General features: G+C 41.9%; 21 protein-coding genes and 3 tRNA genes. 6 read left to right on the forward strand and 18 right to left on the reverse strand.

Features of this window, described 5'->3' with window-relative positions:
- The 12 genes from hflK to orn form a co-directional block, all read right to left on the reverse strand.
- Positions 1-1,161 carry an FtsH protease activity modulator HflK gene (gene hflK / locus H5114_RS04795; RefSeq protein ID WP_124018313.1) on the reverse strand — a complete coding sequence of 387 codons (1,161 nt, stop codon included), beginning with the start codon at positions 1,159-1,161 and terminating at the stop codon, positions 1-3.
- 33 nt (positions 1,162-1,194) lie between these two features.
- Positions 1,195-2,502: a ribosome rescue GTPase HflX gene (gene hflX / locus H5114_RS04800; protein WP_182722342.1), complete on the reverse strand. Its 1,308-nt coding sequence runs from the start codon at positions 2,500-2,502 to the stop codon at positions 1,195-1,197.
- Positions 2,503-2,522: 20 nt separating this feature from the next.
- Complete coding sequence (gene hfq, locus H5114_RS04805) at positions 2,523-2,780, reverse strand: RNA chaperone Hfq (protein ID WP_124018311.1); 258 nt, start codon at positions 2,778-2,780, stop codon at positions 2,523-2,525.
- 82 nt (positions 2,781-2,862) lie between these two features.
- Entirely contained in the window at positions 2,863-3,789 is a 927-nt protein-coding gene (miaA, locus tag H5114_RS04810) for a tRNA (adenosine(37)-N6)-dimethylallyltransferase MiaA (protein WP_182722343.1), read from the reverse strand.
- A gap of 1 nt (position 3,790) precedes the next feature.
- Positions 3,791-5,671 carry a DNA mismatch repair endonuclease MutL gene (gene mutL, locus H5114_RS04815; protein WP_182722344.1) on the reverse strand — a complete coding sequence of 627 codons (1,881 nt, stop codon included), beginning with the start codon at positions 5,669-5,671 and terminating at the stop codon, positions 3,791-3,793.
- Between the two features lies 1 nt (position 5,672).
- A complete protein-coding gene (locus H5114_RS04820) occupies positions 5,673-6,998 on the reverse strand; it encodes an N-acetylmuramoyl-L-alanine amidase (RefSeq protein ID WP_182722345.1) in 1,326 nt (441 codons plus the stop codon).
- Positions 6,988-7,464: a tRNA (adenosine(37)-N6)-threonylcarbamoyltransferase complex ATPase subunit type 1 TsaE gene (gene tsaE, locus H5114_RS04825; protein WP_124018307.1), complete on the reverse strand. Its 477-nt coding sequence runs from the start codon at positions 7,462-7,464 to the stop codon at positions 6,988-6,990. The genes H5114_RS04820 and tsaE overlap by 11 nt, the downstream gene beginning before the upstream one ends.
- Before the next feature lie 172 nt (positions 7,465-7,636).
- Complete coding sequence (locus H5114_RS04830; RefSeq protein WP_124018306.1) at positions 7,637-8,092, reverse strand: hypothetical protein; 456 nt, start codon at positions 8,090-8,092, stop codon at positions 7,637-7,639.
- 592 nt (positions 8,093-8,684) lie between these two features.
- Positions 8,685-8,760: transfer RNA gene (locus H5114_RS04835), tRNA-Gly, on the reverse strand.
- A 221-nt stretch (positions 8,761-8,981) separates the two neighbouring features.
- Positions 8,982-9,057: transfer RNA gene (locus H5114_RS04840), tRNA-Gly, on the reverse strand.
- A 154-nt stretch (positions 9,058-9,211) separates the two neighbouring features.
- Positions 9,212-9,287: transfer RNA gene (locus tag H5114_RS04845), tRNA-Gly, on the reverse strand.
- A 265-nt stretch (positions 9,288-9,552) separates the two neighbouring features.
- Positions 9,553-10,098, reverse strand: coding sequence for an oligoribonuclease (gene orn, locus H5114_RS04850; protein ID WP_124018305.1), 546 nt, complete (start codon positions 10,096-10,098; stop codon positions 9,553-9,555).
- A gap of 112 nt (positions 10,099-10,210) precedes the next feature.
- On the opposite strand from orn, the gene rsgA reads away from it, so the two are divergent.
- The 6 genes from rsgA to H5114_RS04880 all read left to right on the forward strand — a co-directional run bounded on the left by rsgA (position 10,211) and on the right by H5114_RS04880 (position 18,185).
- The gene (gene rsgA, locus H5114_RS04855; protein WP_124018304.1) at positions 10,211-11,281 is read left to right on the forward strand and encodes a small ribosomal subunit biogenesis GTPase RsgA; all 1,071 of its coding nucleotides are present in this window, start codon (positions 10,211-10,213) and stop codon (positions 11,279-11,281) included.
- Positions 11,282-11,342: 61 nt separating this feature from the next.
- Entirely contained in the window at positions 11,343-12,209 is an 867-nt protein-coding gene (gene asd, locus H5114_RS04860; protein WP_124018303.1) for an archaetidylserine decarboxylase, read from the forward strand.
- A 452-nt stretch (positions 12,210-12,661) separates the two neighbouring features.
- Positions 12,662-15,871, forward strand: a complete 3,210-nt coding sequence (locus tag H5114_RS04865; RefSeq protein WP_182722346.1) for a mechanosensitive ion channel domain-containing protein — start codon at positions 12,662-12,664, stop codon at positions 15,869-15,871.
- A gap of 24 nt (positions 15,872-15,895) precedes the next feature.
- Positions 15,896-16,630 carry a glycerophosphodiester phosphodiesterase gene (locus tag H5114_RS04870; protein ID WP_124018301.1) on the forward strand — a complete coding sequence of 245 codons (735 nt, stop codon included), beginning with the start codon at positions 15,896-15,898 and terminating at the stop codon, positions 16,628-16,630.
- Positions 16,631-16,666: 36 nt separating this feature from the next.
- Positions 16,667-17,629 carry a D-2-hydroxyacid dehydrogenase gene (locus tag H5114_RS04875; RefSeq protein ID WP_182722347.1) on the forward strand — a complete coding sequence of 321 codons (963 nt, stop codon included), beginning with the start codon at positions 16,667-16,669 and terminating at the stop codon, positions 17,627-17,629.
- A gap of 364 nt (positions 17,630-17,993) precedes the next feature.
- Positions 17,994-18,185, forward strand: coding sequence for a bacterioferritin-associated ferredoxin (locus H5114_RS04880; RefSeq protein WP_124018299.1), 192 nt, complete (start codon positions 17,994-17,996; stop codon positions 18,183-18,185).
- 117 nt (positions 18,186-18,302) lie between these two features.
- Here H5114_RS04880 and parC read toward each other — a convergent pair whose 3' ends face one another.
- From parC to H5114_RS04910, 6 genes are all read right to left on the reverse strand, one after another.
- Positions 18,303-20,597, reverse strand: coding sequence for a DNA topoisomerase IV subunit A (gene parC, locus H5114_RS04885; protein WP_182722348.1), 2,295 nt, complete (start codon positions 20,595-20,597; stop codon positions 18,303-18,305).
- Entirely contained in the window at positions 20,597-21,634 is a 1,038-nt protein-coding gene (locus H5114_RS04890; RefSeq protein ID WP_235781984.1) for a sorbosone dehydrogenase family protein, read from the reverse strand. The genes parC and H5114_RS04890 overlap by 1 nt, the downstream gene beginning before the upstream one ends.
- Positions 21,635-21,796: 162 nt before the next feature.
- Positions 21,797-23,683, reverse strand: coding sequence for a DNA topoisomerase IV subunit B (gene parE / locus H5114_RS04895; RefSeq protein ID WP_182722349.1), 1,887 nt, complete (start codon positions 23,681-23,683; stop codon positions 21,797-21,799).
- Between the two features lie 70 nt (positions 23,684-23,753).
- Positions 23,754-24,326 (reverse strand): YqiA/YcfP family alpha/beta fold hydrolase, encoded by a 573-nt coding sequence (locus H5114_RS04900; RefSeq protein ID WP_124018296.1) that lies wholly within the window; start codon positions 24,324-24,326, stop codon positions 23,754-23,756.
- Positions 24,327-24,391: 65 nt separating this feature from the next.
- Positions 24,392-25,231: a 3',5'-cyclic-AMP phosphodiesterase gene (gene cpdA, locus H5114_RS04905; protein WP_124018295.1), complete on the reverse strand. Its 840-nt coding sequence runs from the start codon at positions 25,229-25,231 to the stop codon at positions 24,392-24,394.
- Between the two features lie 35 nt (positions 25,232-25,266).
- Positions 25,267-25,704 (reverse strand): DUF1249 domain-containing protein, encoded by a 438-nt coding sequence (locus H5114_RS04910; protein WP_124018294.1) that lies wholly within the window; start codon positions 25,702-25,704, stop codon positions 25,267-25,269.
- Between the last annotated feature and the right edge of the window lie 28 nt (positions 25,705-25,732).

A 25,732-nucleotide genomic window follows, 5' to 3' on the forward strand; every position in this document is an offset into this window, starting at 1 on the left:
TTAGTTCCTCCCTTGGCGAAGACGATCTTCGCGGCTGAGACGACCATCAGTCGGCATACTAGTAATCGGCGTATCAACACCACTACTAGAGACAGAGTTGATGTGACGTTCTACCTCAGGTTCTACTTGATTACGCTGACTCTTAGAAGAATCCATCAGCTTATCCAAAGGTAAGTACATCAGATTACCGCTACTTTTGGTGTCGACAAGTACTTTATTAGTATCCGCCAACACAGATTGCATTGCATCTATGTATAAACGATTTCGAGTTACATCTGGCGCAGCTTTATACTCAGGTAATAACTTCTCAAATCGAGCGACTTTACCTCTAGCTTCAAGAACTTCACGCTCTTTATAAGCACTAGCTTGTTGTGCCATACGTTCAACTTGTCCACGCGCTTTAGGTTCGATTTCGCGGGCATAAGCTTCAGCTTCACGAATAAAGCGCTGTTCATCTTCCTGAGCTGAAATTGCATCATCAAATGCATCTTTTACTTCTTCTGGAGGACGAGCGGGTAAAAAGTTAACGTCACGAATTTCTAAGCCTAGTTTATATGGCTCAATAATACGTTCTAACTCTGTCCAAGTATCACGACGAATAGCATCACGCCCGGTGGTTAAAATGTCATCCATACGATTGTGACCAATGACATAACGCAATGCACTGTCAGTCGCTTCACGTAAACTCGAGTTGGCATCAACAGCACTGTACAGATATGAATAAGCATCTGATACGCTGTATTGAACCACAAGCTCAACATTCACGATGTTTTCGTCAGATGTCAGCATTCTGCCTGACGCAGGGATCGAACGGAACGTTTCCACGTCAACCATTGTCACCTCATCAATAAAAGTGGCTTTCCAATGTAAACCGGAACTCACTTCACCAATGTGTTGACCAAAACGGAGTAACACACCACGCTCAGCTTCCTTAACTGTATATAAACCAGACAATGCCCAGATAATGACGGCAATAACGGCAAAAACAATCAATAAAGATGAATTAAATGGCTGACCAGAGGCGCCATTGCCCCCCTTGCCACCAAAACGTTTTGATAGGTTACGAAATACTTCGTCAAGATCTGGTGGCCCTTTATCGTTACCACCTTTATTTCCCCAAGGGTCTTTGTTCCCCTTGTTACCGGGCTCATTCCAAGCCATTTAGCACTCCATAATTGGATGAAATAAATGAGATTAACAAGAGATGTCTACTTCTGAATCGTCAAAAATAAATGTCTCTAATTCCCCTTGACTCTGTTTAGCTAATCGGTGCCAATCGGCATCCGATAAACGAACAGATAAAATACAGTTCCCCAGATCGTCATACTCTTTCTGCTGTATTGCATCCAGTCGATAAAACTGGCCAAGATAATGTCCTGCTGATGCAGGTATTTTCAATGTAAGCTCGCAAATAACTTGACCGATTAATTCGGTTATCGCTTTAAGCAGCAAATCAAATCCAATGCGTTTTTGCGCAGAGACCCAAACCCTTTCAGGTTTACCGTCTTCACCGTAATCGATACGAGGCGCGAAATCTTCAAGCAAATCAATCTTATTACACACGACTAATTGCGGGATTTCATCGGCATCGATTTCTTTAAGTACACTTTGTACTTGTTCAAAATTTTCAGCCATATTGTCATCGGCACAATCAACGATATGTAAAAGGATCTCTGCTTGTCGAGTTTCTTGTAGTGTGGCTTTAAATGCTGCAACAAGGTCGTGAGGTAAATGACGAATGAAACCAACTGTGTCTGCTAAAATTACCGCACCGTCGGGTAAGGATAATTTACGCAGTGTTGGATCTAATGTTGCAAATAATTGATCTGCAGCATAAACGTCCGACGAAGTTAGCGCATTAAATAATGTCGATTTACCCGCGTTGGTATAACCCACCAAAGACACTGTTGCTAAATCACTTCGCTTACGAGCTCGGCGGCTTTGCTCACGTTGTTTATCCACTTTATCAAGTCGACGATTAATGTTCTTAATCCGCCCTCTTAATAAACGTCGGTCTGTTTCAAGCTGGGTCTCACCCGGCCCTCGCATACCAATACCGCCTTTTTGTCGCTCTAAATGAGTCCAACCACGGATAAGGCGCGTCGACATGTGGCGCAATTGCGCTAGCTCCACTTGCAATTTACCTTCATGAGTCCTTGCTCTCTGAGCAAAAATATCAAGAATCAGCGTAGTTCTGTCTAAGACTCGGCACTGGCATACTAATTCAAGATTACGCTCTTGAGCAGGGCTCAATGCATGATTAAAAATCACTACATTGGCCTCTGTAGCAGCTACCATTGCGGCTAGTTCTTCAGCTTTACCGGTACCGATAAAAAATTTACGATCTGGCGAGCGTCTACTGCCAGTAATCACTCCAACAGAGCGAGCACCAGCAGATTCAACTAATAGCTGTAACTCAGTGAGATCCTCTCGACGTTCGTCGTCGGAAAAATCTATGTGTACTAATACCGCTGTTTCACCCGCTTCATAACGATCAAACAAAAATTGTATTCCTTTTCAAATTATTCAGCATCGCTTTCTTCACCATGGGCAGTCCCTTGGTGAGCAGTAACGTTAAATGGGCGTGCTGGTACGACTGTTGAAATAGCGTGTTTGTAAACCATTTGGCTTACAGTATTTTTCAACAAGATAACAAATTGATCGAATGACTCAACTTGGCCTTGTAATTTAATACCATTCACTAAATAGATAGAGACTGGTACACGCTCACGACGCAATGCGTTCAAAAATGGGTCTTGTAAAGATTGCCCCTTAGCCATTTGAATTTCCTTTTTTATTTTAAAATATGTTGAATTAAGTTTTATTGTTTAGTTTTAGTATTATACAGCAACGGCTAATAAGCTAGCGGCTTTGTCGCATAAGCGTAACTAAATTCCCTTCGACACCACTTTCAAGCCACTGTAATTCCGGCCAACTCCTCAACCATGTTAATTGACGTTTGGCCAATTGCCTAGTGGCTGCGGTAGCTTTTTCGACCATAGTCGCATGATCAAATTCTTTATCAAGGTATTGCCAGCACTGCCTGTAACCTACACAACGCATTGATGGCATGTCTAAATCTAAGTCACCACGCGCTTTTAAGCGTGACACCTCATCGATAAAGCCTTGCTCAAGCATGATATTAAATCGCTTAGCAATTAATTCATGTAATACACTTCGATCGTTAGGTGCAATAGCAAATTGCACTACATCATACGGCAAAGCGACTGATTTAGTTTGAGTCAATTCAGTCATTGTTTTGCCACTGATCCGATAAACCTCTAATGCACGCGATAATCGTTGTGGATCGTTAGGATGAATTCTTGCTCCAGCAACCGGATCTATTTGACATAATTGTTGGTGTAATACGTCCCAACCGTCTGTTTGCGCTTGCGCCAATATTTGCTGCCGAATACCTTCATCTGCACTGGGTAGAGGAGATAAACCTTCTAACAGTGCTTTAAAGTACATCATGGTGCCACCCACGAGTAAAGGGGTCTTACCGCGACGAATAATGTCTTCGATAGCTAATAGTGCATCACGGCGAAAATCTGCCGCTGAATAACTTTCGCTAGGATCAAGTATATCAATTAACTTGTGCGGAGCCATTTGCAGCTCTTTCGCCGTCGGTTTAGCTGAACCAATATCCATGCCACGATAGATAAGCGCTGAATCGACTGAAATAATCTCGCAATTATGCTTTGTCGCCATTTCAATGGCTAATGCCGTCTTGCCTGAGGCTGTAGGCCCCATTAAAAAAATGATTTTCGGCTTATCGACACTGTTCACGTTAATTATTTTTCATCCAATTTTGCCAAGGCAATACGTGCTCTTGGTCATAACAAGTTTGTTTCGTTTCATCGTCAAGTGCACAAAATTGCTGCCATAAGACTTGTACTGGCTCAAATTGCGATAAACTTTGCTGTGCAAGCCAACCGACAATAGCATTATCTGAAGGTTGCTCTATTTGTATCCATTGCAATAATTCAGGTATCACAACAGCAAGTTGGCTTTCCCTCAAATATGGGGGCACTTTTTTAATAATCAACTGCTGAAAGCGAATTGTTAATTCAATACCCATCTTACGCAGTAATTGATCACGCTTGGCTAAGGTTTCTGGCCAATCTAAATCTGCAGCTACTGATACTGGCATTAATAACGGTTGTGACACTAAGCCATTAGCGAGTTTGATTTCAATTTGCTGCTTTCTCACTGCCAATTGCACCTTTTTTATAGGCAACAATGACAACTTATCATCTTTGCATATCACCCAATACTCACCCGCTAACAATGGGGGGATGGCCAACTCAGTCGCGACTTCATTAACATATGATATCGCGCTATTCATCGGGGTATGTAATAACTGTCCATAGTTAGCAATGGCAGTTTTGGTCTGGGCAGCAGATAATAGGCTAGTAGGCTTTTTATCATAACTAGGCTTAATTGCAGCTGAATACCCCCCAGATAAACTATTATTCTTTCCCGGAACATGCATTGAGCCGAACGCGCTAACACTATTAATCGCTTTAGTGGAGTCACGGTTAAGTGAAAATACGTCTTCAATGCTAGCGATGCTATTGGCATCATCCATCACAGTTGGATCTTGGGGCACCATTGCACAATTATCATGTTTATCTAGTGAATTAGATTCAGGTTCATGCTCAGATAAGGCCAACGCAGGCATTTGCACTAATGCCGATTGCACTGCTTGTAATATAAAATCATGCACATAGCGAGATTGATGAAAACGCACTTCATGCTTGGCTGGGTGCACGTTCACATCAACCTGGTGTGGATCAAGTGATAACATCAACACATATCCAGGTTGATGCTCAATACCGTACTCAGCAAAAGCTTGTTTAACAGCATGATTAACCAGTCGATCTCTAATTAATCGTCCATTGACATAAAAGAAATTCGTCTCGGTGATGACTGTATCTTGTGGTGACTGTAAATAACCATTTAGAGATAAGCCTTCATGTTCACAAGCAATGCTTAAAGCTTGCTCCGCAAATGCTCGGCCACAAATTTGTGCTAAACGTTGCTGCGTTTGAATGTCGGTATTTGCAGGACGATACTGACGCACTAATTTACCATTGTGGGTCAGGGTAAAATGAATATCGCGGCGCACCATGGCAATCCGCTTTAACCACTCATCAATATGAGTGAATTCGGTTTTATCACTTTTTAAGAAGCGTCTTCTAGCGGGGGTATTAAAAAACAAGTCGACCACTTCAATGGTCGAGCCTTGTGGATGTGCAGCAGGGGTCACTTTGACATCCATTTGCGAGCCTTCAGCGTAGGCCTGCCAAGCTTCAGACTGTTCAACTGTTTTTGAGGTTAATGTTAGCCGTGACACTGAGCTAATACTGGCTAGCGCCTCACCACGAAAACCGAAGCTTAAAATAGCTTCGAGATCATCGAGCGTATGAACTTTTGATGTTGCATGGCGCGACAGTGCTAATGCCAACTCATCCCTAGGAATACCCGCACCGTTATCGCGGATACGAATCAGCTTACTTCCGCCTTTATCGATATCAATATCAACTCTAGTCGCGCCGGCATCAAGACTGTTTTCAACCAGTTCTTTCACCACCGATGCAGGTCGCTCAACCACCTCGCCTGCTGCGATTTGGTTTGCAAGTTGTGGCGGTAACAGTTGAATAGCCATATTAAGCCCTTGGTATTACGAGTTTTTGACCAATACGTACTACATCACTCTTTAAATTATTGGCTTGCTTAATACTGCTTACAGAAACACTGTAACGCTGCGCAATAATTGATAACGACTCGCCACGCTTTACACTGTGTTTAACGTTTGACGTCTTGGCCATCAAAGAGTCAGCGGGCGGATTACCTTCAAAATAACGCAGCACACCTTTATAAATGGCATTAGCCAGCTTTTCTTGATGATTACCGTTAGACAACAACCGTTCTTCACCTGGATTAGAGATAAAGCCAGTTTCAACTAAAATAGAGGGAATATCTGGAGATTTAAGTACAGCAAAACTTGCCGATTCTGGATTTCTTTTGTGAAGGTGAGTAATCGTATCTAAGTCACGAAGAATATCACCAGCAATAGAATGACTTATCGCCATCGAACTGTTCATCGACATATCGAGTAATGTCATGGCTAAATATTGTTCACTATCGGTATTTTGAATGATCTCGCCTGCACCACCTAACAACTCTGAGTGTTTCTCTTTTTGCTCTAACCAGCGACCAATTTCACTATTAGCTCTGCGCATTGATAACACCCAAACAGACGCGCCACTTGGCTGCGGTGAAGTGAAGGCATCAGCATGAATCGATATCAATAAATCAGCTTTACTGTTTCGTGCCAGTTCAGAGCGTTTATTCAAGTTAACAAAATAATCGCCAGTACGCGTCATCACCGCTCGCATGCCCGGAGTTGCATCCACTTTACGCGCCAAACGCTTGGCAATTTCAAGCACTACCCGTTTTTCATGCATGCCAGAAGGTCCAATAGACCCTGGATCTTCGCCGCCGTGGCCCGCATCAATGGCAACCACAATGTCTCGCGATGACTGATTAGCAGAGCGGCTAACGGTTTGACCTGTAGAGGAGCCACCGTCAACATTTTCTAAGTCGACTACCAGACGGTTGCCATAAGGAGCTGTCGGAGGCAAAGTAAACAAACTGGACTTTACCGGTTTAGTTAAATCCATAACCAAGCGCAATATGCCTTTTTTAGGCGGCGAGCTAAAACGTATCTTTTTGATAATTTTGCTGTTATTCGCTATTTTATCTAAATTAACTTTAGCGCCAGTATCCTGAATATCAACCACCAAACGATCTGGCCCCGTTAAGGTAAAACTGTCGTATTTAGGAGCTTGAGTTAAATCAAACACCACTCGAGTCGATTCAGGAGCAGCCCAAATACGCACGCTATCAAGTTGATTGGCTGCCCAAACTAAATTAGGCAAAAACAACAGCGTGATGATAAAAGGAATAAAAAAAGTTTTTTTAAAAGTCATTATTATTTATATTAATTTTATTTAAAATTGCCTGCCCTGCAGGGGATATGGCTTGTAATTCAACCTGTCTTTGAGATTCTTTATAACGTAAATGCAAATGGATGTCAGCCTTAGGAAGTAATCCATGACCATTATCGGGCCATTCAACTAGACACACACTTCTATCAGTGAAGTAATCACGGATCCCCATATACTCGAGTTCCTCTGGATCAGCTAATCGATACAGATCAAAATGATACACATCCATATCGTTAAATTCATAAGGCTCAACCAAGGTATAAGTCGGACTTTTCACCGCGCCTTGATGACCCAAACTTTGGATAATACCTCGACTAAACGTTGTTTTACCCGCGCCTAAGTCACCAGTAAGATAAATCGTTAATGGTGGCACAATCCACTGCGCAATTTGTTGCCCAAGAGCGACAGTAGCTTGTTCATTTTCAAGGGTTTTAAGCAGCGATGTCATGGGTAAAGTCAGCTTCCATAAAAAAGAGTTACAAGAATGCTAAATATAACAGAAGTTATAGGGGAACTCCCACAGTTATGGTGGTTATTTTTTGTTAATAAAAAAAGCCAGCTACTGGGAATAGCTGGCAAACTAACACTTCAGGAAGTTATGTCAAAATTTAATATGTCGTTTAGATATCATCCATACGAATTGTGCTGTGAACTAAACGTTTTTGTTGAGTTTGCGCCACTCTGACCAAATCCATTAATGCACTCTTAATTTCATCAGTAGGACTACTCATCGCTGTTTTTTCTAGCAGCGCGATTAAGCGATTTTCTAAATCAAGATGCAACTCAAGCACTTGGTCTTCTTGCATATTGGCGGCTAATGAGGTTTCAAGACAACGTTTGCTAAAATCTTCGAAAGTAATGTCTTTATACCAAGTATTTAAGATTCTTGAAGGCGCATCTTCTATGTAACTTTCAAGTGTTTCGTATATATGTCTCTCATGCTGTTGAAAATAAGTTAGCATCATTTTTACTCTGGAGGAGTCTGCGTTACGATCTAAACGCTTATATAATTTCTCCATATCGAGATGGCAATTAGCAACATAATCAAGTAGCTCACTCAGTTGTTGGATCCGCATAACACTCACCTCGTTCAAAGCCCTAACTTCTTAGGAAAATCTATCTTGAGTTGATTATCAGAGATAACACCAGTAAATGATTTGAACCAGATCATGTTTTACTTCACCAATATGCTCTTACTTTAGAGATCCATGAAGAAGTGAGTACTAGATCACTTGTTTGTTGATTGCAAAAACAATTTACTCAAACGTAGATGATGCAAATTTATTAAAATGACAATATTCGGGATGAGTTAGATTGCAGTGGTGAGCATAAGAAAATGTCAATTTAGCTTTGGTAAGCCTTATGCAAAAGTAAACACTTCACCAGTTTTGGAATAAACAAAATTTGGAGTGACTTTTCTTTATGAACAAAGAGAGGTTCGAACAGATGACCGATATCTTAACAAGGTATCGCATTTTCTGAAAACGCAACTGAGTATAGTGTCGTAATAGTAATTAATTGGATTTTAGTAATTAATTGGATTTTTAACAGAGGAAGTGATTTGGAGCGACTTTTCTTTATAAACAAAGAGGGGTTCGAACCGATGACCTGTACCTTGGCAAGGTATCGCATTTTCTAAAAATAGGAATTTTGACAGACGAAGTGATTTGGAGCGACATATCGGGTTCGAACCGATGACCTATACCTTGGCAAGGTATCGCTCTACCAACTGAGCTAATGTCGCGTACTGTTTGCTTCATTATAAAGTTAGCAAGGTATCGTCTTTCAACCTATGCCAACTTACCTAATGTCGCATTTCAAATCATGTAGAATTTACAGCGACCTTTCTTTGAAAATAAAGAGAGGTTTGAACCGATGACCTATACCTTGGAACAAGATGGGTATCGACTCTTGCGATTAACTCAACTGAGCTAATGTGCATTTCAAAAATTTCATCTAGAAATTTGGAGCGACATATCGGGTTCGAACCGATGACCTATACCTTGGCAAGGTATCGCTCTACCAACTGAGCTAATGTCGCACAACAAAATCATGCTGAAATTTGGAGCGGCCTTTCTTTATAAATAAAGAGAGGTTCGAACCGATGACCTATACCTTGTAACAAGATGGGTATCGACTCTTGCGATTAACTCAACTGAGCTAATGTCGCATTTCAAAAATTTCATCTAGAAATTTGGAGCGACATATCGGGTTCGAACCGATGACCTATACCTTGGCAAGGTATCGCTCTACCAACTGAGCTAATGTCGCGTACTATTTGCTTCATTATAAAGTTAGCAAGGTATCGTCTTTCAACCTATGCCAACTGAGCTAATGTCGCGTACTGTTGCTTCATTATTAAGTTAGCAAGGTATCGTCTTTCAACCTATGCCAACTGAACTAATGTCGCATACTTTCAAATTTCATGACAACTTCCTATACCTCAGAGTTTGGCGCTCTGTAGAAAGTTGAGGCCGCATTATAGGTAAATTTTACTATGCTGCAACCCCCTTTTTGAAAAAAATTGTTCAATTGCTTAAATTTTAAATACTTCACTGCGATAAAACTGCATTTCGGCAATAGACTCTTTGATATCTTCTAATGCTTGGTGAGTATTTTTCTTGCTAAAGCCATTCATTGTTTCAGGGCTCCAACGACGAACCAACTCTTTGATGGTGCTCACATCAATGTTGCGATAATGAAAATACTCTTCAAGCTCTAACATGTATTTATTCAAAAAGCGGCGATCTTGACCAATGCTATTGCCACACATTGGTGATGCGCCTTTAGGCACGTACTGAGATAAAAAATCAATCGTTTGTGTTATCGCATCTTGTTCAGAACATTTACTGGCACGAACACGCTCAATTAATCCTGACTCTCCATGATGTTTTTGGTTCCAATCGTCCATCCCAGCTAACACATCATCTGTCTGATAAATGGCTAGAACAGGGCCTTGAGCAATGATATTGAGGTCTTGGTCAGTCACTAAAGTTGCAATTTCAATGACTCGATCAACAGCGGGTTCTAAGCCTGTCATTTCCAAATCAACCCAAATTAGATTATTCGCATCAACAGCCATTTATGCCGCCTTATATTATCTGTAGCCTAAATTCAGGCATTTTTATAAAAGAGTGTGTATCATACTGTTTTTTTGATACACAAAAAAACACCTATTTAATGAAGATAAGCCTGTGAGTAAAAAGAAACCCCTAAGTCAGGGCCAATTACGCCGAATGCGCGCCAATCAGACTAAACGATTAAAGCGTAATGACGATAATAGTCAACATGCCGAATTACAGGATAATTTGTTAGGTCCTGAACAAGCCGGTGTGGTGATTTCTCGTTTCGGTCAGCATGCCGATATTGAAACTACAGATGGCATGGTCTCGCGCTGTAATATTCGCCGAGCAGTGACCAGTTTAGTCACCGGTGATAAGGTCGTGGTAAGACTCGCGACTGAAGTTCAATCGGGCTCCAGTATTGGTGGTATTGTCGTCGCCGTTCACCCGCGAAAATCCTCTTTAACTCGACCAGATTTATACGATGGCGTCAAAATTATTGCCGCTAACATCGATCAAATCTTAATTGTGTCTTCAGTTTTACCTAGCTTTACCACCCAAATTATTGATCGATATCTAGTGGCTTCAGAAGACACAGATATTACGCCGATCATCATTCTCAATAAAATTGATTTATTGGATGACACTAATCGTGATGAAATCGAAACGGCATTAACGCGTTACCAAAATATTGGTTATCAAGTTTTCCGTGTCAGTAGTCACACTGGTGAGGGCGTTGAAGACCTCAAAGCATTACTCAATGACAGCGTCAGTGTTTTTGCCGGTCAGTCTGGTGTTGGCAAATCATCTTTGATCAATGCATTAATGCCAGAAGCTGAACTATTAATTGGAGATGTATCCGATAACTCAGGTTTAGGCCAACATACCACCACGACCGCAAAGTTACTCCATTTTGTTAGCGGTGGGGATTTAATCGATTCACCCGGTATACGTGAATTTGCCTTATGGCATTTAGACGCTATCAGGGTCGGTTGGTGCTTTATTGAATTTAGAGAATTTTTAGGCACCTGCAAGTTCCGTGATTGTAAACATGGTGACGACCCAGGATGTGCTTTACAACAAGCACTAGCTGATGGAAAAATAACTCAAGACCGCTTTAGCAATTATCAGCGTATTATTGCCAGTTTAGATGAACAACGTCATGCACGACACTTTCGTGCAATTGATGAATTAGACTCCTAGAGTCAGTAACCTTTAGGAATACTATTCCTAGTTCAACCTGCTTAGAAAAAAGGGAAAAACATTGGACTCAATTAAAATTGCCTTGCAATACATGTTGCCAAAACACTTTCTGTCGCGCTTAGTCGGTAAATTTGCTGCTGCTGAAGCTGGAATGATTACCACGGCAGGGATCAAATGGTTTATCAAACAATATAAAATTGATATGTCTGAAGCACAGCAACCTGAGCCCGAAGCCTACAAAACCTTTAATGCATTTTTTACCCGAGCATTAAAACCTGAACTCAGACCGATAAACCAAGACAACAGCGTTATGGCACATCCGGTTGATGGAGCTGTGAGTCAATGTGGACCAATTGAAGCTGGCAATATTTTTCAAGCCAAAGGGCACACTTATACCTCTGAAGCATTGTTAGGTGGTGATAAATCTGATGCGGCACGTTTTGACGGTGGCGATTTTGCAACCATTTATCTGGCGCCCAAAGATTACCATCGCATCCACATGCCTATCACTGGCACATTATCAAAAATGACTTACGTGCCAGGCGACTTATTTTCGGTTAACCCACTGACTGCGCAAAATGTACCCGGATTGTTTGCTCGCAATGAGCGCGTAGTTGCCATCTTTGAAACCGAAGCCGGTCCACTTGCAATGGTATTAGTCGGTGCAACAATTGTTGCTAGTATTGAAACGATATGGTCGGGTACAGTGACACCACCAGGTGGCAAACAAGTGTTTAGCTGGGATTATCCCACTACAGGTCCAGAAGCGGTTACGTTAGAAAAGGGCGCTGAAATGGGTCGCTTTAAATTAGGCAGTACTGTGGTGATGTTATTTGCACAAGACGCCATCGAAACATTTGCCGATGGGGTAGAGCCAGGTGAAACCACGCGTATGGGCCAACCGTTTGCTAAACTGACTCAAGCATAATCAATATAATTATCAGGATACTGACTCCAGTATCCTGGTGTTATCGCTACATCAAGCCGTACTGTTTTTAAGCAGTACGGCTTTATTTTATTGCCTCTCTCCATTTTCTTTTTACCTTGTGGGGTTGCAGAAATACCTCGCATAATCACCATTAACCACTAGTTAAATAATGATGAAAAGACGATTACAGCACACTTGCTTTAGATGCCTGAGCCTAATCAAATAGCAAAGCATAGTTGCTTATATTGGCCACTGACGTATTCCCTTTTATACTTAGCTCATCATGGCAATCATCATTGCACGGCTCATCAATCAATAAACATCATACCGCTTGCGGGTGAATAATTATTGTGGAATCAACTTTGCTTGAAAAGATCTAAAGTCATCAAAAATATAGATTATAATCATTCAAATTTGCTACCATGTCCTGACTCCAATCTGGGCAAAGTATTATGTTACGTTTAGCGTGTTTATTCCTGTGTTTCCTTATAGTTAATACACTGTCAGATTCTGTATTTGCTAGCACTCCCCTAACCCTTGATAAACGATTGGGGCTAAATAGCCAAGCCGAAAATCAGCCACTTGATATACCATCGCAAATTGCCGAACTGCAAAGCAGTATTGAAAAACTGCAAATAGAACAGCAAACTTATACCAATATCGAACGCTCTAACAGTGAAACCAAGCTCTCATTGGCAGGACAACTTCGTGAAGCACAAATCCCATTAAGCCTTGATGATGATATCGATCTGGATCAGCAGGCTTCAATGGCTTATTTCAATTTATCAGAATTAAAAGAGACTGAGTCGAGCCTCAATGAGCAATTACGAACTATTTCACAACGTCAAAGACAACTACCTGATTTAATTGTTCAAGCAGAAAATGCCTTAACTCAGCACAATAAAACCCAACAAGTACCGATTGAGACACCTTTAGGCCAACGGAACCAGCTTCAAACCGAACTGCTCACTCAGCATATTGCGACCTTACAGGCGGAACGATTAGCGAGTCCGAAACAACTCGAGATTACCCAGCTTCAACAGCAGCTCAACCGCTTGTTATTAAGCCAACAAGAAAGCTTTATTGAGCTTATCAACAAACACAATATTGAATCTCGTCAGCAAAAAACCGCTGATACTATAGCCAATAACTTAGTTGATGCCCAAGAGCTAGCCGATCCTTTATCTCAAGAGCTGAGTAGATCAAACCAACAATATGCTGAACAATTACAAACGCTCACCAGTAATATTAAATCAGCAATAGAGAAGCAACAGCGGGTTGAGAAACGCTATCAGTCTCAAAATGCACAGCTTTCAAACGTACTAGAACAAATTACTTGGGTAAAAACCAACTCGGCATTTGGCGACCGTTTTTTGCAAATGCTGCAATCATTACCTAAACCGCCCAACCTAGACAAACTGCAAACAGAATTAGCTGATGCACGGCTGGAGCGCTATCAATTAGAGCAACATCAAGCATTAAACAGTCAACAACTTGATGACAGTGAAATGTTTAATGAAACCCAGATAAAACTCTTACAGTCACAGCAAGTACTCATAGATCAACTATTACAAAGTTATGATCAATATTTAGCTGAGTTTGCCAAGTTACGTATTGGTTATGAGCAGCTAAACCAACTGCATAACACATTAAAAAACACCCTTAACGAACATTTATTTTGGGTACCTAATGCCCCCAGCATTGGTCCATTGTGGCTCATCGATTTAAGTCACAGTAGTGTATGGTTACTGCAACCTAGCCAGTGGCAAGCGTTACAACAATCATGGTCTGAAAACAGCAATTATTGGGCTTGGTGGGGCATTTTATTATTATGCTGCTTGATGGCACATGACATGCTTACCCCTAAGTTTAATACCGCAATTAGTCGCTATGCGGTATTTGTTGGTAACGTGACGCAAGATAAATTTAAATACACCATCAAAACCCTCATCATCAGCTTAGTGTATGCCTTAATAAAGCCTTTACCGGTTATTGTGGCCGGTTTTATTTTCTCCCGTTCTGAGCAAAACATGGTTCATGCCGTGGGAGTCGGTATTTTAGCTATTGGTGTCAGTTATTTGATTTATCAATTCTTTTTCTTATTAACGGTAGAAAAAGGTATTTTAATCAGCCACTTCAGACGGCCGAAAAAAATAATCAAACAAGCGCAGCAAACCTTGGCTTCATTTGTGATCATTTCCGCACCCTTAATTGGCTTAATGGGCTTCACTGAAGCATTAGATACTTCATTAGTACGTAACAGTCTTGGCCGTGGGGCGTTTATCGTTTTCTGTGTTGTTCTGTTTCTCCTGTACAAAGATGTCATGTTATTGATTGGCCAATATCGCCAAAATAAGCCTAGCGCGACGAATATGGCGATCATTCAAAAAGCCCTATGGGCCATCTTGATTGTTACGCCTATTTTTAGCGCCATCTTGGCTGCGGTCGGCTACTACTTCACGGCTTTCCAGCTTCTGTTACAACTGCAAATATCAGTATTATTAGGCTTAGGCTTTTTACTAACTTACCAGCTCATTAAACGCTGGATGCTGATTGAGCGCCGTTTAATCGCATTCGATCGCGCTAAAGCCAAACGTGCAGAGCGACTTGCGCAACGTGAAAGAGGCGAGTTGCAAAACAATGAGCCAATAGAAACCTATGAAGAACCAATTGTTGATTTAGAAACCATCTCCAGTCAGTCGCTCGGCTTAGTGCGATCGATTTTATTTTTAGCCTTTTTTGCCAGTTTATTGGGTATTTTGTCGCAGACTCATACCGCAGTATTCTCATTTTTAGATGGCATCACCTTATGGACCACCAACAGCAATGTGAATGGTATTGAGCAGCAAGTACCAATCACATTAAAATCAATTTCATTCGGCATTATGTTAGTGGGCTTCTCGGTGGTGATTGCTAAAAACCTCCCAGGATTAATGGAACTGACGTTATTGCAAAGATTAGATTTATCGCCAGGTACCGGCTTTGCCATTACCACTGTGAGCAGTTATTTGGTGGTATTTTTTGGCATACTGTTTGGCTTTTCAACTCTTGGAATGGAGTGGTCTAAATTACAGTGGCTAGTTGCCGCATTATCAGTGGGTTTAGGTTTTGGCCTGCAAGAAATTTTTGCTAACTTTATTTCTGGTTTGATCATCCTATTTGAAAAACCCATTCGAATTGGCGATACCGTCACGATCCGCGACCTATCTGGAACGGTCAGTAAAATTCAAATCCGAGCCACCACGATTGTCGACTGGGATCACAAAGAAATTATTGTGCCCAACAAAGCCTTTATTACTGAACAACTGGTTAACTGGTCGCTATCCAACCCGATAACTCGCGTCATCGTCACGGTATCGGTATCTCGTGATGCCGACCCAACCAAAGTGGAAATGCTACTGCATCAAGCGGTTCGAGAATGTGAATTATCGCTAACCATGCCAGAACCAGAAGTATGGTTTGCCGGTTTTGGTCAGCACACTCAAGATTACGAAATTCGCTCTTATGCTAAAGACATGTCGGCTCGGTGGCCGCTACGCCATAGCCTGCATAAACTAATTAATAAAAAGCTCAAAGAAAACAATGTTGAACTTGCCTACCCACAAATGGAAGTTCATATTAATCATACCCCTAAAGAATCTACTGGATTATACAAAGGCTAAGCTAGCTATTGATTAAGGAGTGCTATGCTCGTTTTTGCTCACCGCGGCGCTAGCGGTTATGAACCTGAAAACACCTTAGTTGCGATGGATAAAGCACTCGACTTGGGTGCCAAAGCCATTGAATTAGATGTGCATTGCGTTGAGGGAGAATTAGTCGTGTTCCATGATCGCCGCTTAGAGGGCAAATCAACCGGAACTGGGCTTATCCACTTAACAACAAAAGCAGCACTGGCTCAGTTTACCGTTAGCGGGCAAGCTATTCCCACCCTATGGCAAGTTCTCGAACGAGTCAGTGTTAAAAGCAATGGCTTGTGCAGTGTTAACATCGAATTAAAAGGTGTTGGCTGCGTACAACCCTTTATTGCCTTATATCCTCAACTCCTTAAACAGTTGAAGTATGCTCCAGAGCAGCTATTAATCTCATCATTTAATCACCCGTATTTAGCGGCGATAAAACACGCCTTTCCACACGCGATTATCGCGCCATTACTCGGCGGGATCCCGCTCGACTTGGCGAAAATAATGACCACTCTCAATGCCTACTCGATCAACCTAGATCTGAGTTTTGTTAGTCAAGCCATTGTTGATGATGCCCACCAGCGTGGTGGCAAAGTGTTTGTTTATACCGTGGATAACCCAAATGATATTCAAGCGTTAAAAGCCATGGGAGTAGATGGTGTTTTCAGTAATTACCCAGACAAAGCCATTGCAGCAACCATGATGCCGATAACAATGGATTACACTGGATGGTTTGAGTAAGTAAGCTGTTCTTCAATGCATGCTAACGGGGGGAATGTGGCACATAAACTATTATTGCTCACCAGAGAGAATGATAAATATCGGCAATTGCTGGCACAACAATCATTATTCGATCTAGAGATTGTCGAAGACATAACAGATCACATTGGTGATCGCCCTGATAACAGTATTTCAGATAACATTCATCAGGCAGATATTTGGTTAGCTGAACCCCATTTAGCGGCTGCTATGCTGCCGCATGCAACTAAACTTAAATGGATACAATCTACTTTTGCAGGTGTCGATGCCTTGATGAAGCCTTCGTTACCACATGATTATTTACTTACTAATATTCGCGGTGTATTTGGCCCATTAATGAGTGAATATGTTTTTGGTTACCTATTAAGCCATTATCGACAGCACGCCCAGTATACTCAACAGCAACATCAGCAACTTTGGCAGCCAGCTCAATACCGCACTTTACAAGGATTACAACTGCTGATACTTGGTACAGGTTCTATCGCTCAACACCTTGCTCGAACCGCTCATCATTTCGGTATGATTGTCAGCGGCCTCAATCGCCAAGGCGCGCTCGTTAATGACTTTGATCGTATCGATACCATAGATAAATTAGCAGATTACATACCTGCCGCTGATGTGATTGTGAGTGTATTGCCCAATACCCCACACACCACACATGTATTAAATGCTGCTAATCTGTGTTTATTAAAACCAGATGCCATGCTATTTAATATTGGCCGAGGCAACGCAATTGATTTGGCAGCGTTGCAAACTGAGTTAACACTATGCCCTCAGCGACGCGCGATTGTCGATGTATTCGAGCAAGAGCCTTTACCAGCTAATCATCCCCTGTGGCATTGCGATAACGTCACCATTACACCACATATTGCTGCACCAAGCTTTCCTCAACAAGTGGTACAAATATTCACCGAAAATTATTGTCTTTGGCAGCAATCTAAACCATTACAATATATCGTCGACGCTAATCAAGGCTATTAAAAATAGCCGAGTTATCATGATTTGATCTTTGCTCTGTGAGTCAAAGATCAAATCATCATTCCAGTTCGACTAAGTAACTTAAATTCCCGCCACTTGATCGCACTTAATAATGACATTAATACACCTTGAGCAACAATCATCAAAACCCTAGATAATTGATTTAATTAATATTCAAGCATATTTTTCTCATGCCATCTCAATATCTCATCACAGCGTGCCATTTTGATAAAAAAGTGAAGCAGATCAAACTGTATTAAAAATAATCATTCTTTGTGAAAAAAGTTATTGCCAATGATAACTGTTTTCATTTAGAATTAGATTACTTTCTTAGCCCTGGTCCATTTTGAATGAAGAGGCTTTCTCTATGTACGTTTGTCTTTGTCATGCCATTACAGATACTCAAATTAAAGCTGCCGTTAGCTTAGGTGACAGTTCACTGGCTGACGTAAAGAAACGTCTTGGCGTTGCAGACCAATGTGGCAAATGTGCCCGTATGGCAACTCAAATTATTCAGACTCAACTAGAGTACGAACCTAATTTTTATGAAGTGGCCTAATCCCCCGTCCACTTTTGTATAAAAAAATGCTGCTCATATGAGCAGCATTTTTTTTATGCTTAAACGGGGTAATTTATTAACCGGGGAGCGGCTTAATGCTTTCATCCCCGATTAAGCTTATATGCCCAGATTATCGTCTTGAGCACTCTCGTCAAGCGGTCCCATCTCGACTTCAACACTGTCTACGCGCTGTAATCCTCGTGGTAATTTAGCCCCGCGACGGCCACGCTCACCACGATAATGCTCTAAATCACTTGGCTTCAAGGTTAGCTTGCGCTTACCAGCCCATAAGGTCACAGCCTTATCATGTGGTACTACATCAAGATGCAAGAGTAACTCTTCGCGATTTTTAGCACGATCGCTAGGAATACCAATAATTTTATTGCCTTTACCTTTTGATAACTGCGGTAAAGCATCCAAGCTAAACATCAGCATCCGACCTTCAGAGGTAATCGCTAACAAAGATTGATCGCCAGATTTATTAATTAACTTTGGCTGCATAACGCACGCATTTGATGGCAGGCTTAGCAGTGCCTTACCGGCCTTATTACGACTGACTAAATCTGGATAGGCGCAAATAAAGCCGTAACCGGCATCACTTGCTAATAAGAAAAATTGTTCATCCTCGCCCATCAATACATGCCGCATTGTCGCACTCGGTGCCATATTAAAGCGCGTCGTAATCGGTTCTCCTTGGCTACGGGCTGACGGCAACGTATGACTGTCGGTAGCAAATGCGCGACCGGTAGAATCAATAAATACCGCCGCTTGATTACTCTTACCCATCACACTACACAGGTAACTGTCGCCAGACTTATACGATAAACCTTCTACATCGACGTCATGGCCTTTAGCACAACGTACCCAGCCTTTATCAGACAAGACAACAGTGACTGACTCTGCTGGGGTTAACTCCTGTTCAGTTAGTGCTTTGGCATCAATACGCTCAATAATTGGTGAACGACGATTGTCACCATAAGTCTCACCATCTTGAACTAACTCTTTTTTCACTAAGGTTTTTAAACGACGATCTGAGCTTAGCAATAACTCTAACTTATCGCGTTCTGCTGCCAGTTCGTTTTGCTCTGCAGTGATTTTAAATTCTTCAAGCTTGGCTAAATGGCGTAACTTTAATTCTAAAATTGATTCGGCTTGTTTATCTGACAAGCTAAAGCGAGACATCAGCTCAGCTTTAGGTTCATCGTTAAAACGAATAATCTCGATCACTTCGTCAATGTTTAAAAACGCAATCATTAACGCTTCTAAAATGTGCAAGCGCGCTAATACTTTATCGAGACGATACTGTAAGCGGCGGGTAACTGTGGTAATACGGAACTCTAACCATTCCGTTAACAGCGTTTTTAACCCTTTCACTTTAGGACGGCCATCGAGCCCCAACACATTTAAGTTAACTCGGAAGCTTTTCTCCAGATCCGTAGTCGCAAATAAATGGGTCATTAACTGATCGCAGTCGACACGATTTGAACGCGGTACAATAATTAATCGCACTGGGTTTTCATGATCAGACTCATCACGCAAATCAGACACCATAGGCAACTTTTTCGCCTGCATTTGATTAGCGATTTGTTCTAAAATCTTGCCACTACTGGCTTGATGCGGCAATGAAGTAATGACAATCTCGCCCTGCTCTTCACTGTAAACCGCACGCGCTCTAATTGAACCACGGCCCGTGTCATAAATCCGCTCAATATCCGCTCTAGGAGTGATAATTTCAGCTTCGGTTGGATAATCAGGACCAGGGACTAACTCCATTAACCGTGCTAATTCGGTTTTAGGGTTATCGATAAGCTCAATACAAGCTGCGACTAATTCGCGCACGTTGTGCGGCGGAATATCGGTTGCCATGCCCACAGCAATACCGGTAATACCATTTAATAATATATGCGGTAATCGAGCTGGTAAGGTTAATGGCTCTTTCATGGTGCCATCAAAGTTAGCCCCCCATTCGACAGTACCTTGACCTAACTCCGACAATAATACTTCAGAAAACTTTGATAATCTGGCTTCGGTATAACGCATTGCAGCAAATGACTTAGGGTCATCTGGCGCACCCCAGTTACCTTGACCATCAACCAATGGATATCGATACGAAAATGGCTGAGCCATTAACACCATTGCTTCGTAACACGCACTATCACCATGGGGATGATACTTACCTAAAACGTCACCCACAGTACGGGCTGATTTTTTGTGTTTAGATTGCGCTGATAATCCTAATTCGCTCATCGCATAAATAATACGACGCTGTACAGGCTTGAGACCATCACCAATATGCGGCAAGGCGCGATCCATAATCACGTACATGGAATAATTTAAATAAGCCCCTTCAGTAAAGCGCCTCAGCGGCATCTGCTCTACACCATCAAGGCTTAATTCAATCGCATCACTCATTATTTCATTTCCTGTGATTGTTCGGGTGCGTTATAAAACAAGCGGTAAATATTACCTTTTAGATCATCTGAAATGTACATGGCACCATCGGGCGCATTAATTACATCAAATGGACGTGCCACCGGAAATTCTCCATCCAAAAAACTCACCACGGTTTCACGTTTACTGACTTTGCCATCTGTAATATCAAGCATCACAATTTGATAACCGACTTTACTTGACCGATTCCACGAACCATTTTCAGCAACAAACAGCTGATTACGATAGCGCGGAGGGAATTGCTTGCCGCGGTAAAAACTTAATCCGGTTGCCGCTACGTGAGCGGGTAATTCAAATACTGGCAAGGTGATATTTAAATTTTCCGGCTTGTCATAGGCGGGTTCAACTACATCTGAGCCATGTAAATAAGGAAAACCAAAATGGCTGCCTTTAACGTCTAAACGGTTTATCTCATCAGCAGGAAGATTATCACCCATCCAATCTCGACCTAAATCGGCAAACCATAATTTGTTGGTATCGGGTGACCAATCAAAACCAATAACACTGCGAAGACCAGAAGCAATTTGTTCACTGGCTCCGGTATCGACATTAATCGCCAAAATACTGCCAAAGGGTGAAGCGGCTTCACACACATTGCATGGCGAACCAATGGATATATATAAACGTCCATCGGGTCCAAAATGCATTGAGCGAGAATACTTTTTATCTAAGCTTGGCAAATTCGCATACACTTCACGCGCACGGCTCGGACGGCGCAAACGAGATTCAATTTCTTCAAAGCGAATAATGCGATCGTCTTCTGTGACATAAAGCGCACCATCATGAAAGGCTAATGCTTCCGGATAGTCCAAACCTCTGGCAATCAAATAACGTTTATCCACTTGGCCATTTTGGTCACTATCAACTAGTGCATACACGGTGCCACTTTTTTGCGAACCGACAAAAAGAGTACCTTCATCGCCGACAGTTAATTGTTTAATATCACCTAAATCAGAAGCATATAGACTTAAACCAAAGCCCTTAGTGACTGTGATCATTACCGATTGTGCCGCAGAGGCAGCAGTAGAAAATAGGGTGAAAAATAGCACCCCAATGAAGGCTAACCGCCCACTAAAATTGGAGTAAGAGCGTAATCTAATATAATGCATGTTAATTATCTTTCGCCTTATGTTATTTATTATTGGCATTAAGAAACACGACTAAAGTAACGCTAAGTCACCTTTAGTTTCTAACCAGCTCTTTCGATCAGGAGCACGCTTTTTAGCAAGTAACATGTCCATTAATGCCACGGTTTCATCCGCATCATCTATGGTTAATTGCACCAAGCGTCTAGTATTAGGATCCATCGTAGTTTCACGCAGTTGCAACGGGTTCATTTCACCCAGACCTTTAAAGCGAGTGACTTGTACTTTGCCTTTTTTATTCTCGGCAGCGATACGGTCTAAAATTGCTGTTTTTTCTTCCTCATCAAGGGCGTAAAAAACTTCTTTACCAATATCAATACGAAATAGCGGTGGCATTGCAATGTACACATGACCATTATCGACTAACACACGATAATGCTTTAAAAATAAAGCACACAATAAGGTGGCAATATGCAGTCCATCAGAGTCGGCATCCGCTAAAATACAAATTTTACCATAACGTAATTCTGAAATATCATCGCTGTCGGGATCGCAACCTATCGCAATCGAAATATTATGAACCTCTTGCGACGCTAACACTTGTCCAGAATCGACTTCCCAAGTATTTAATATCTTGCCTCTTAACGGCATGATAGCTTGAAATTCACGGTCTCGAGCTTGTTTAGCACTACCACCAGCAGAATCACCTTCGACAAGAAATAACTCACCTCGCATTGGGTCTTGACCACTGCAATCGGTTAACTTACCTGGGAGTGCTGGACCAGACGTGACCTTTTTACGTGCCACTTTCTTAGCCGCTTTCAAACGACGCAGAGCATTACCAATACACAATTCTGCTAGTTGTTCAGCTAACTCAGTATTGGAATTTAACCATAAAGAAAACGCATCTCTAGCGATACCCGCAACAAATGCAGAGCTTTGACGACTCGATAATTTCTCTTTAGTTTGCCCAGCAAATTGTGGGTCTTGCATTTTTATCGACAGGATAAATGCGGCACGATCCCAAATATCTTCGGGCGACAGCTTAATGCCTCGGGGCACAAGATTGCGAAACTCACAAAACTCGCGCATTGACTCAAGTAAACCTTGCCTAAAGCCATTGACATGGGTTCCGCCAAGTGGGGTAGGAATTAAGTTAACATAACTTTCACTTAAACTGTCGCCACCTTCTGGCAGCCAAGTAATGGCCCACTCAGCAGCCTCTAATTTACCTTTAAAACTGCCTACAAACGGCTCTTCAGGTAGTAAAATAGAGTCTTTAATCGCTTCTTTGAGGTAATCGGTTAGGCCACTTTCGTAGAACCATTCGTGCGCTTCACCATTGTGTTTATTAGTGAACTTAATACGTAAACCGGGGCACAATACAGCTTTGGCTCTGAGTATATAAATTAACTTGCTGACCGAAAAATTAGGTGAATCAAAATAACTCACATCGGGCCAAAAATGGACTCGAGTACCAGTATTGCGTCGTCCACAAGTACCGGTTACAACAAGCTCTTCAACCTTAAAGCCATTTTCAAAGGCCATTTCATATATCTGTGCATCACGGCGAACGCTAATTTCAACTCGAGTGGATAAGGCGTTAACAACAGAGATACCCACCCCATGTAAACCACCCGAAAACTGGTAGTTTTTATTGGAAAACTTACCACCTGCGTGCAACTTGGTCAGAATGAGTTCAACCCCAGGCATGCCTTCTTCAGGGTGAATATCCACCGGCATACCACGTCCATCGTCGGTCACTTCAAGGGAGTTATCGTTATGGAGTACAACTTCAATTTTAGTCGCGTGCCCCGCCAGAGCTTCATCAACACTGTTATCAATGACTTCTTGCCCGAGGTGATTAGGTCTAGAGGTGTCGGTATACATACCTGGACGGCGTTTTACCGGGTCAAGTCCATTAAGGACCTCAATAGCGTCAGAAGTATATTGGTTGCTCATAGTCCACACATTTGGAGTTAAATAGAGCCAAAGTTAGCTCAAATTGATCATTGTATGTAACGGTATTACGTTACAACTGAATAAATTTACATATTTTATCTAATTGTTGTTCATAGCCGACAAAACTGTGGTCGCCATCAGGCTCTAAATGTAATTCACAGCTATGGTACTTATGCAGTGCTTGTCGATAATCTAACACTTCGTCACCAGTTTGCAACAGCACCAGGAAACGATCGGGGTGACGGATCACGTGAGTATTATACAAGGCAACATCATCTTGATGCTGCGGTAACACCTGATAATGCTCATTGGTGTAGGGATTATATTGAGGCCCGATAAACTCTTCAAATAATTCGAACGGTTTTACCGCCGGATTAATCAATACCGCTCTGCCACCATAGGTTTCGGCCAAATAACTGGCAAAATAGCCACCTAACGACGAGCCAATAAAGCGCAACACCTGACCTTGCTGTTTAGCTTGCTCAGTGATGTTGCACAGTAACATCATTGCGGCTGTGGGTGATGACGGTAATTGTGGTTGCTGAAAATCGACTTGTGGATAATGTTGCTGAATATACAGTGCGGTTTGCATGGCCTTGTCTGACCGCGGGGAACTATTAAAACCATGTATATAGAGCAGCATATTCCCTCGCGAGACGGTTAATGAGTACTAAGCGCCTCCTATTTTACATAAGATGACGCAGTAAACTAGTATCCGCTGGCCTCATTGTCTGGCGCAAAACGATTACCAGGCACGCGATATACGTTAGTACGAATGCTACCATCGCCTGCCAACTCCAGCAAACGATAACCAGGTTGAAGATGATCTAAGGCGAAATAGGATGATAATGGCTTAAATTGTATACACGTTGATGGTGTCGCCATCAATGGAATATGGCCATGAGGCCCAAGATGAGTTCTATCGACTTGCTGATGAACATGTCCCCACAGAATGCCTTTTACCTGCGGATAACGGCTTGTTCGTTGTAAAAAGTCTGCTCCATTCATCATGCAATGCTGATCTAACCAGGCACACTGCATTAAAATAGGATTATGATGCATCACTAACAGTACATGCTTATTCGGTTCAGCCTTGATAGCTGCGTCGATTAAAGCAAACTGCTGCTCGCCCATATAACCACCAGGCTTACCAGAAACAGTGGAGTCGAGCATAAGTATCAACCAGTTGCCAATGATAATTCTTTGCTGACCAAACACTTTTTCACCTTGCATGCGCAAGCTCATTAAGCGAGGGTCATCATGATTACCAGGTAAATAATGGCAAGGCAGATCTAACATCTCAATCTTATGCACAAAATGCTGATAAGATTCAGGTGAATAATCTTGGCTAATATCACCCGTAGCCAATAAAAGATGGGCTGGATATTGAGTGGCGATAAAGGTATTTAACACGGCTTGAAGGCTTTGCGCCGTGTTAACGCCCAATAATTGACCTTCAGGATCAGCAAAAAGATGCGGATCAGTAACTTGTACTAATCGCACAGGCTCATTTTCAGCAACAGAATAATGCACTGCGTCTTTAAGCACAAAAGATTCCTAACATGGTAAAAAGAATAAAAAAGCTATGATTGGAAACTCACTCTCCTAGACCCAATCTTCAACAGCTCCTCAAGGAATGCATTCACTTGAAATTTTTCATCGCTATGATGCATATGTAGATTAGGATAATCATACACTGGCTTTAAACGATAAATCTGTTGGCTAGTTAACACTTCTGCTAATTGCGCATCATGATAGATACGAACAATGGCTTTTGGAGATTTAAAAAAATGTCCATTTGGTATCGGGCGCGAAATTTCGATTAACTGAGTATACTTAGTATTTTCAATAAGATTAATCGATAAAGTGCCAAACTCACCGTCAACCTGCCACGGCACATTGACGTTAATTTGTTCAGGTAACCACTTTAAAATATGCGCATAATTTCGACCACAGACTGCTAAAAAAGCACTGATGTTGGGTTGATATTTTTGCTTTTTTTTGAGGTTAAACTCTGCCACTCGATCGTTCCTATCTTGATCATTATCA

Origin of the sequence: Shewanella sp. SR43-8 (genome assembly GCF_014163775.1) — a bacterium.
GTDB classification, from domain to species: Bacteria; Pseudomonadota; Gammaproteobacteria; order Enterobacterales; family Shewanellaceae; genus Shewanella; species Shewanella vesiculosa.

Bases quoted from the DNA above. Each gene is read 5' to 3' on its own strand.
- parC (WP_182722348.1), bottom strand. From the start codon at position 20,597: ATGAGTGATGCGATTGAATTAAGCCTTGATGGTGTAGAGCAGATGCCG.
- parE (WP_182722349.1), bottom strand. From the start codon at position 23,683: ATGAGCAACCAATATACTTCTGACGCTATTGAGGTCCTTAATGGACTT.
- H5114_RS04865 (WP_182722346.1), top strand. From the start codon at position 12,662: ATGTTACGTTTAGCGTGTTTATTCCTGTGTTTCCTTATAGTTAATACA.
- hfq (WP_124018311.1), bottom strand. From the start codon at position 2,780: ATGGCTAAGGGGCAATCTTTACAAGACCCATTTTTGAACGCATTGCGT.
- H5114_RS04820 (WP_182722345.1), bottom strand. From the start codon at position 6,998: ATGACTTTTAAAAAAACTTTTTTTATTCCTTTTATCATCACGCTGTTG.
- orn (WP_124018305.1), bottom strand. From the start codon at position 10,098: ATGGCTGTTGATGCGAATAATCTAATTTGGGTTGATTTGGAAATGACA.
- H5114_RS04900 (WP_124018296.1), bottom strand. From the start codon at position 24,326: ATGCTGCTCTATATACATGGTTTTAATAGTTCCCCGCGGTCAGACAAG.
- H5114_RS04870 (WP_124018301.1), top strand. From the start codon at position 15,896: ATGCTCGTTTTTGCTCACCGCGGCGCTAGCGGTTATGAACCTGAAAAC.
- hflK (WP_124018313.1), bottom strand. From the start codon at position 1,161: ATGGCTTGGAATGAGCCCGGTAACAAGGGGAACAAAGACCCTTGGGGA.
- tsaE (WP_124018307.1), bottom strand. From the start codon at position 7,464: ATGACATCGCTGCTTAAAACCCTTGAAAATGAACAAGCTACTGTCGCT.
- H5114_RS04880 (WP_124018299.1), top strand. From the start codon at position 17,994: ATGTACGTTTGTCTTTGTCATGCCATTACAGATACTCAAATTAAAGCT.
- mutL (WP_182722344.1), bottom strand. From the start codon at position 5,671: ATGGCTATTCAACTGTTACCGCCACAACTTGCAAACCAAATCGCAGCA.
- H5114_RS04890 (WP_235781984.1), bottom strand. From the start codon at position 21,634: ATGATCACAGTCACTAAGGGCTTTGGTTTAAGTCTATATGCTTCTGAT.
- H5114_RS04830 (WP_124018306.1), bottom strand. From the start codon at position 8,092: ATGCGGATCCAACAACTGAGTGAGCTACTTGATTATGTTGCTAATTGC.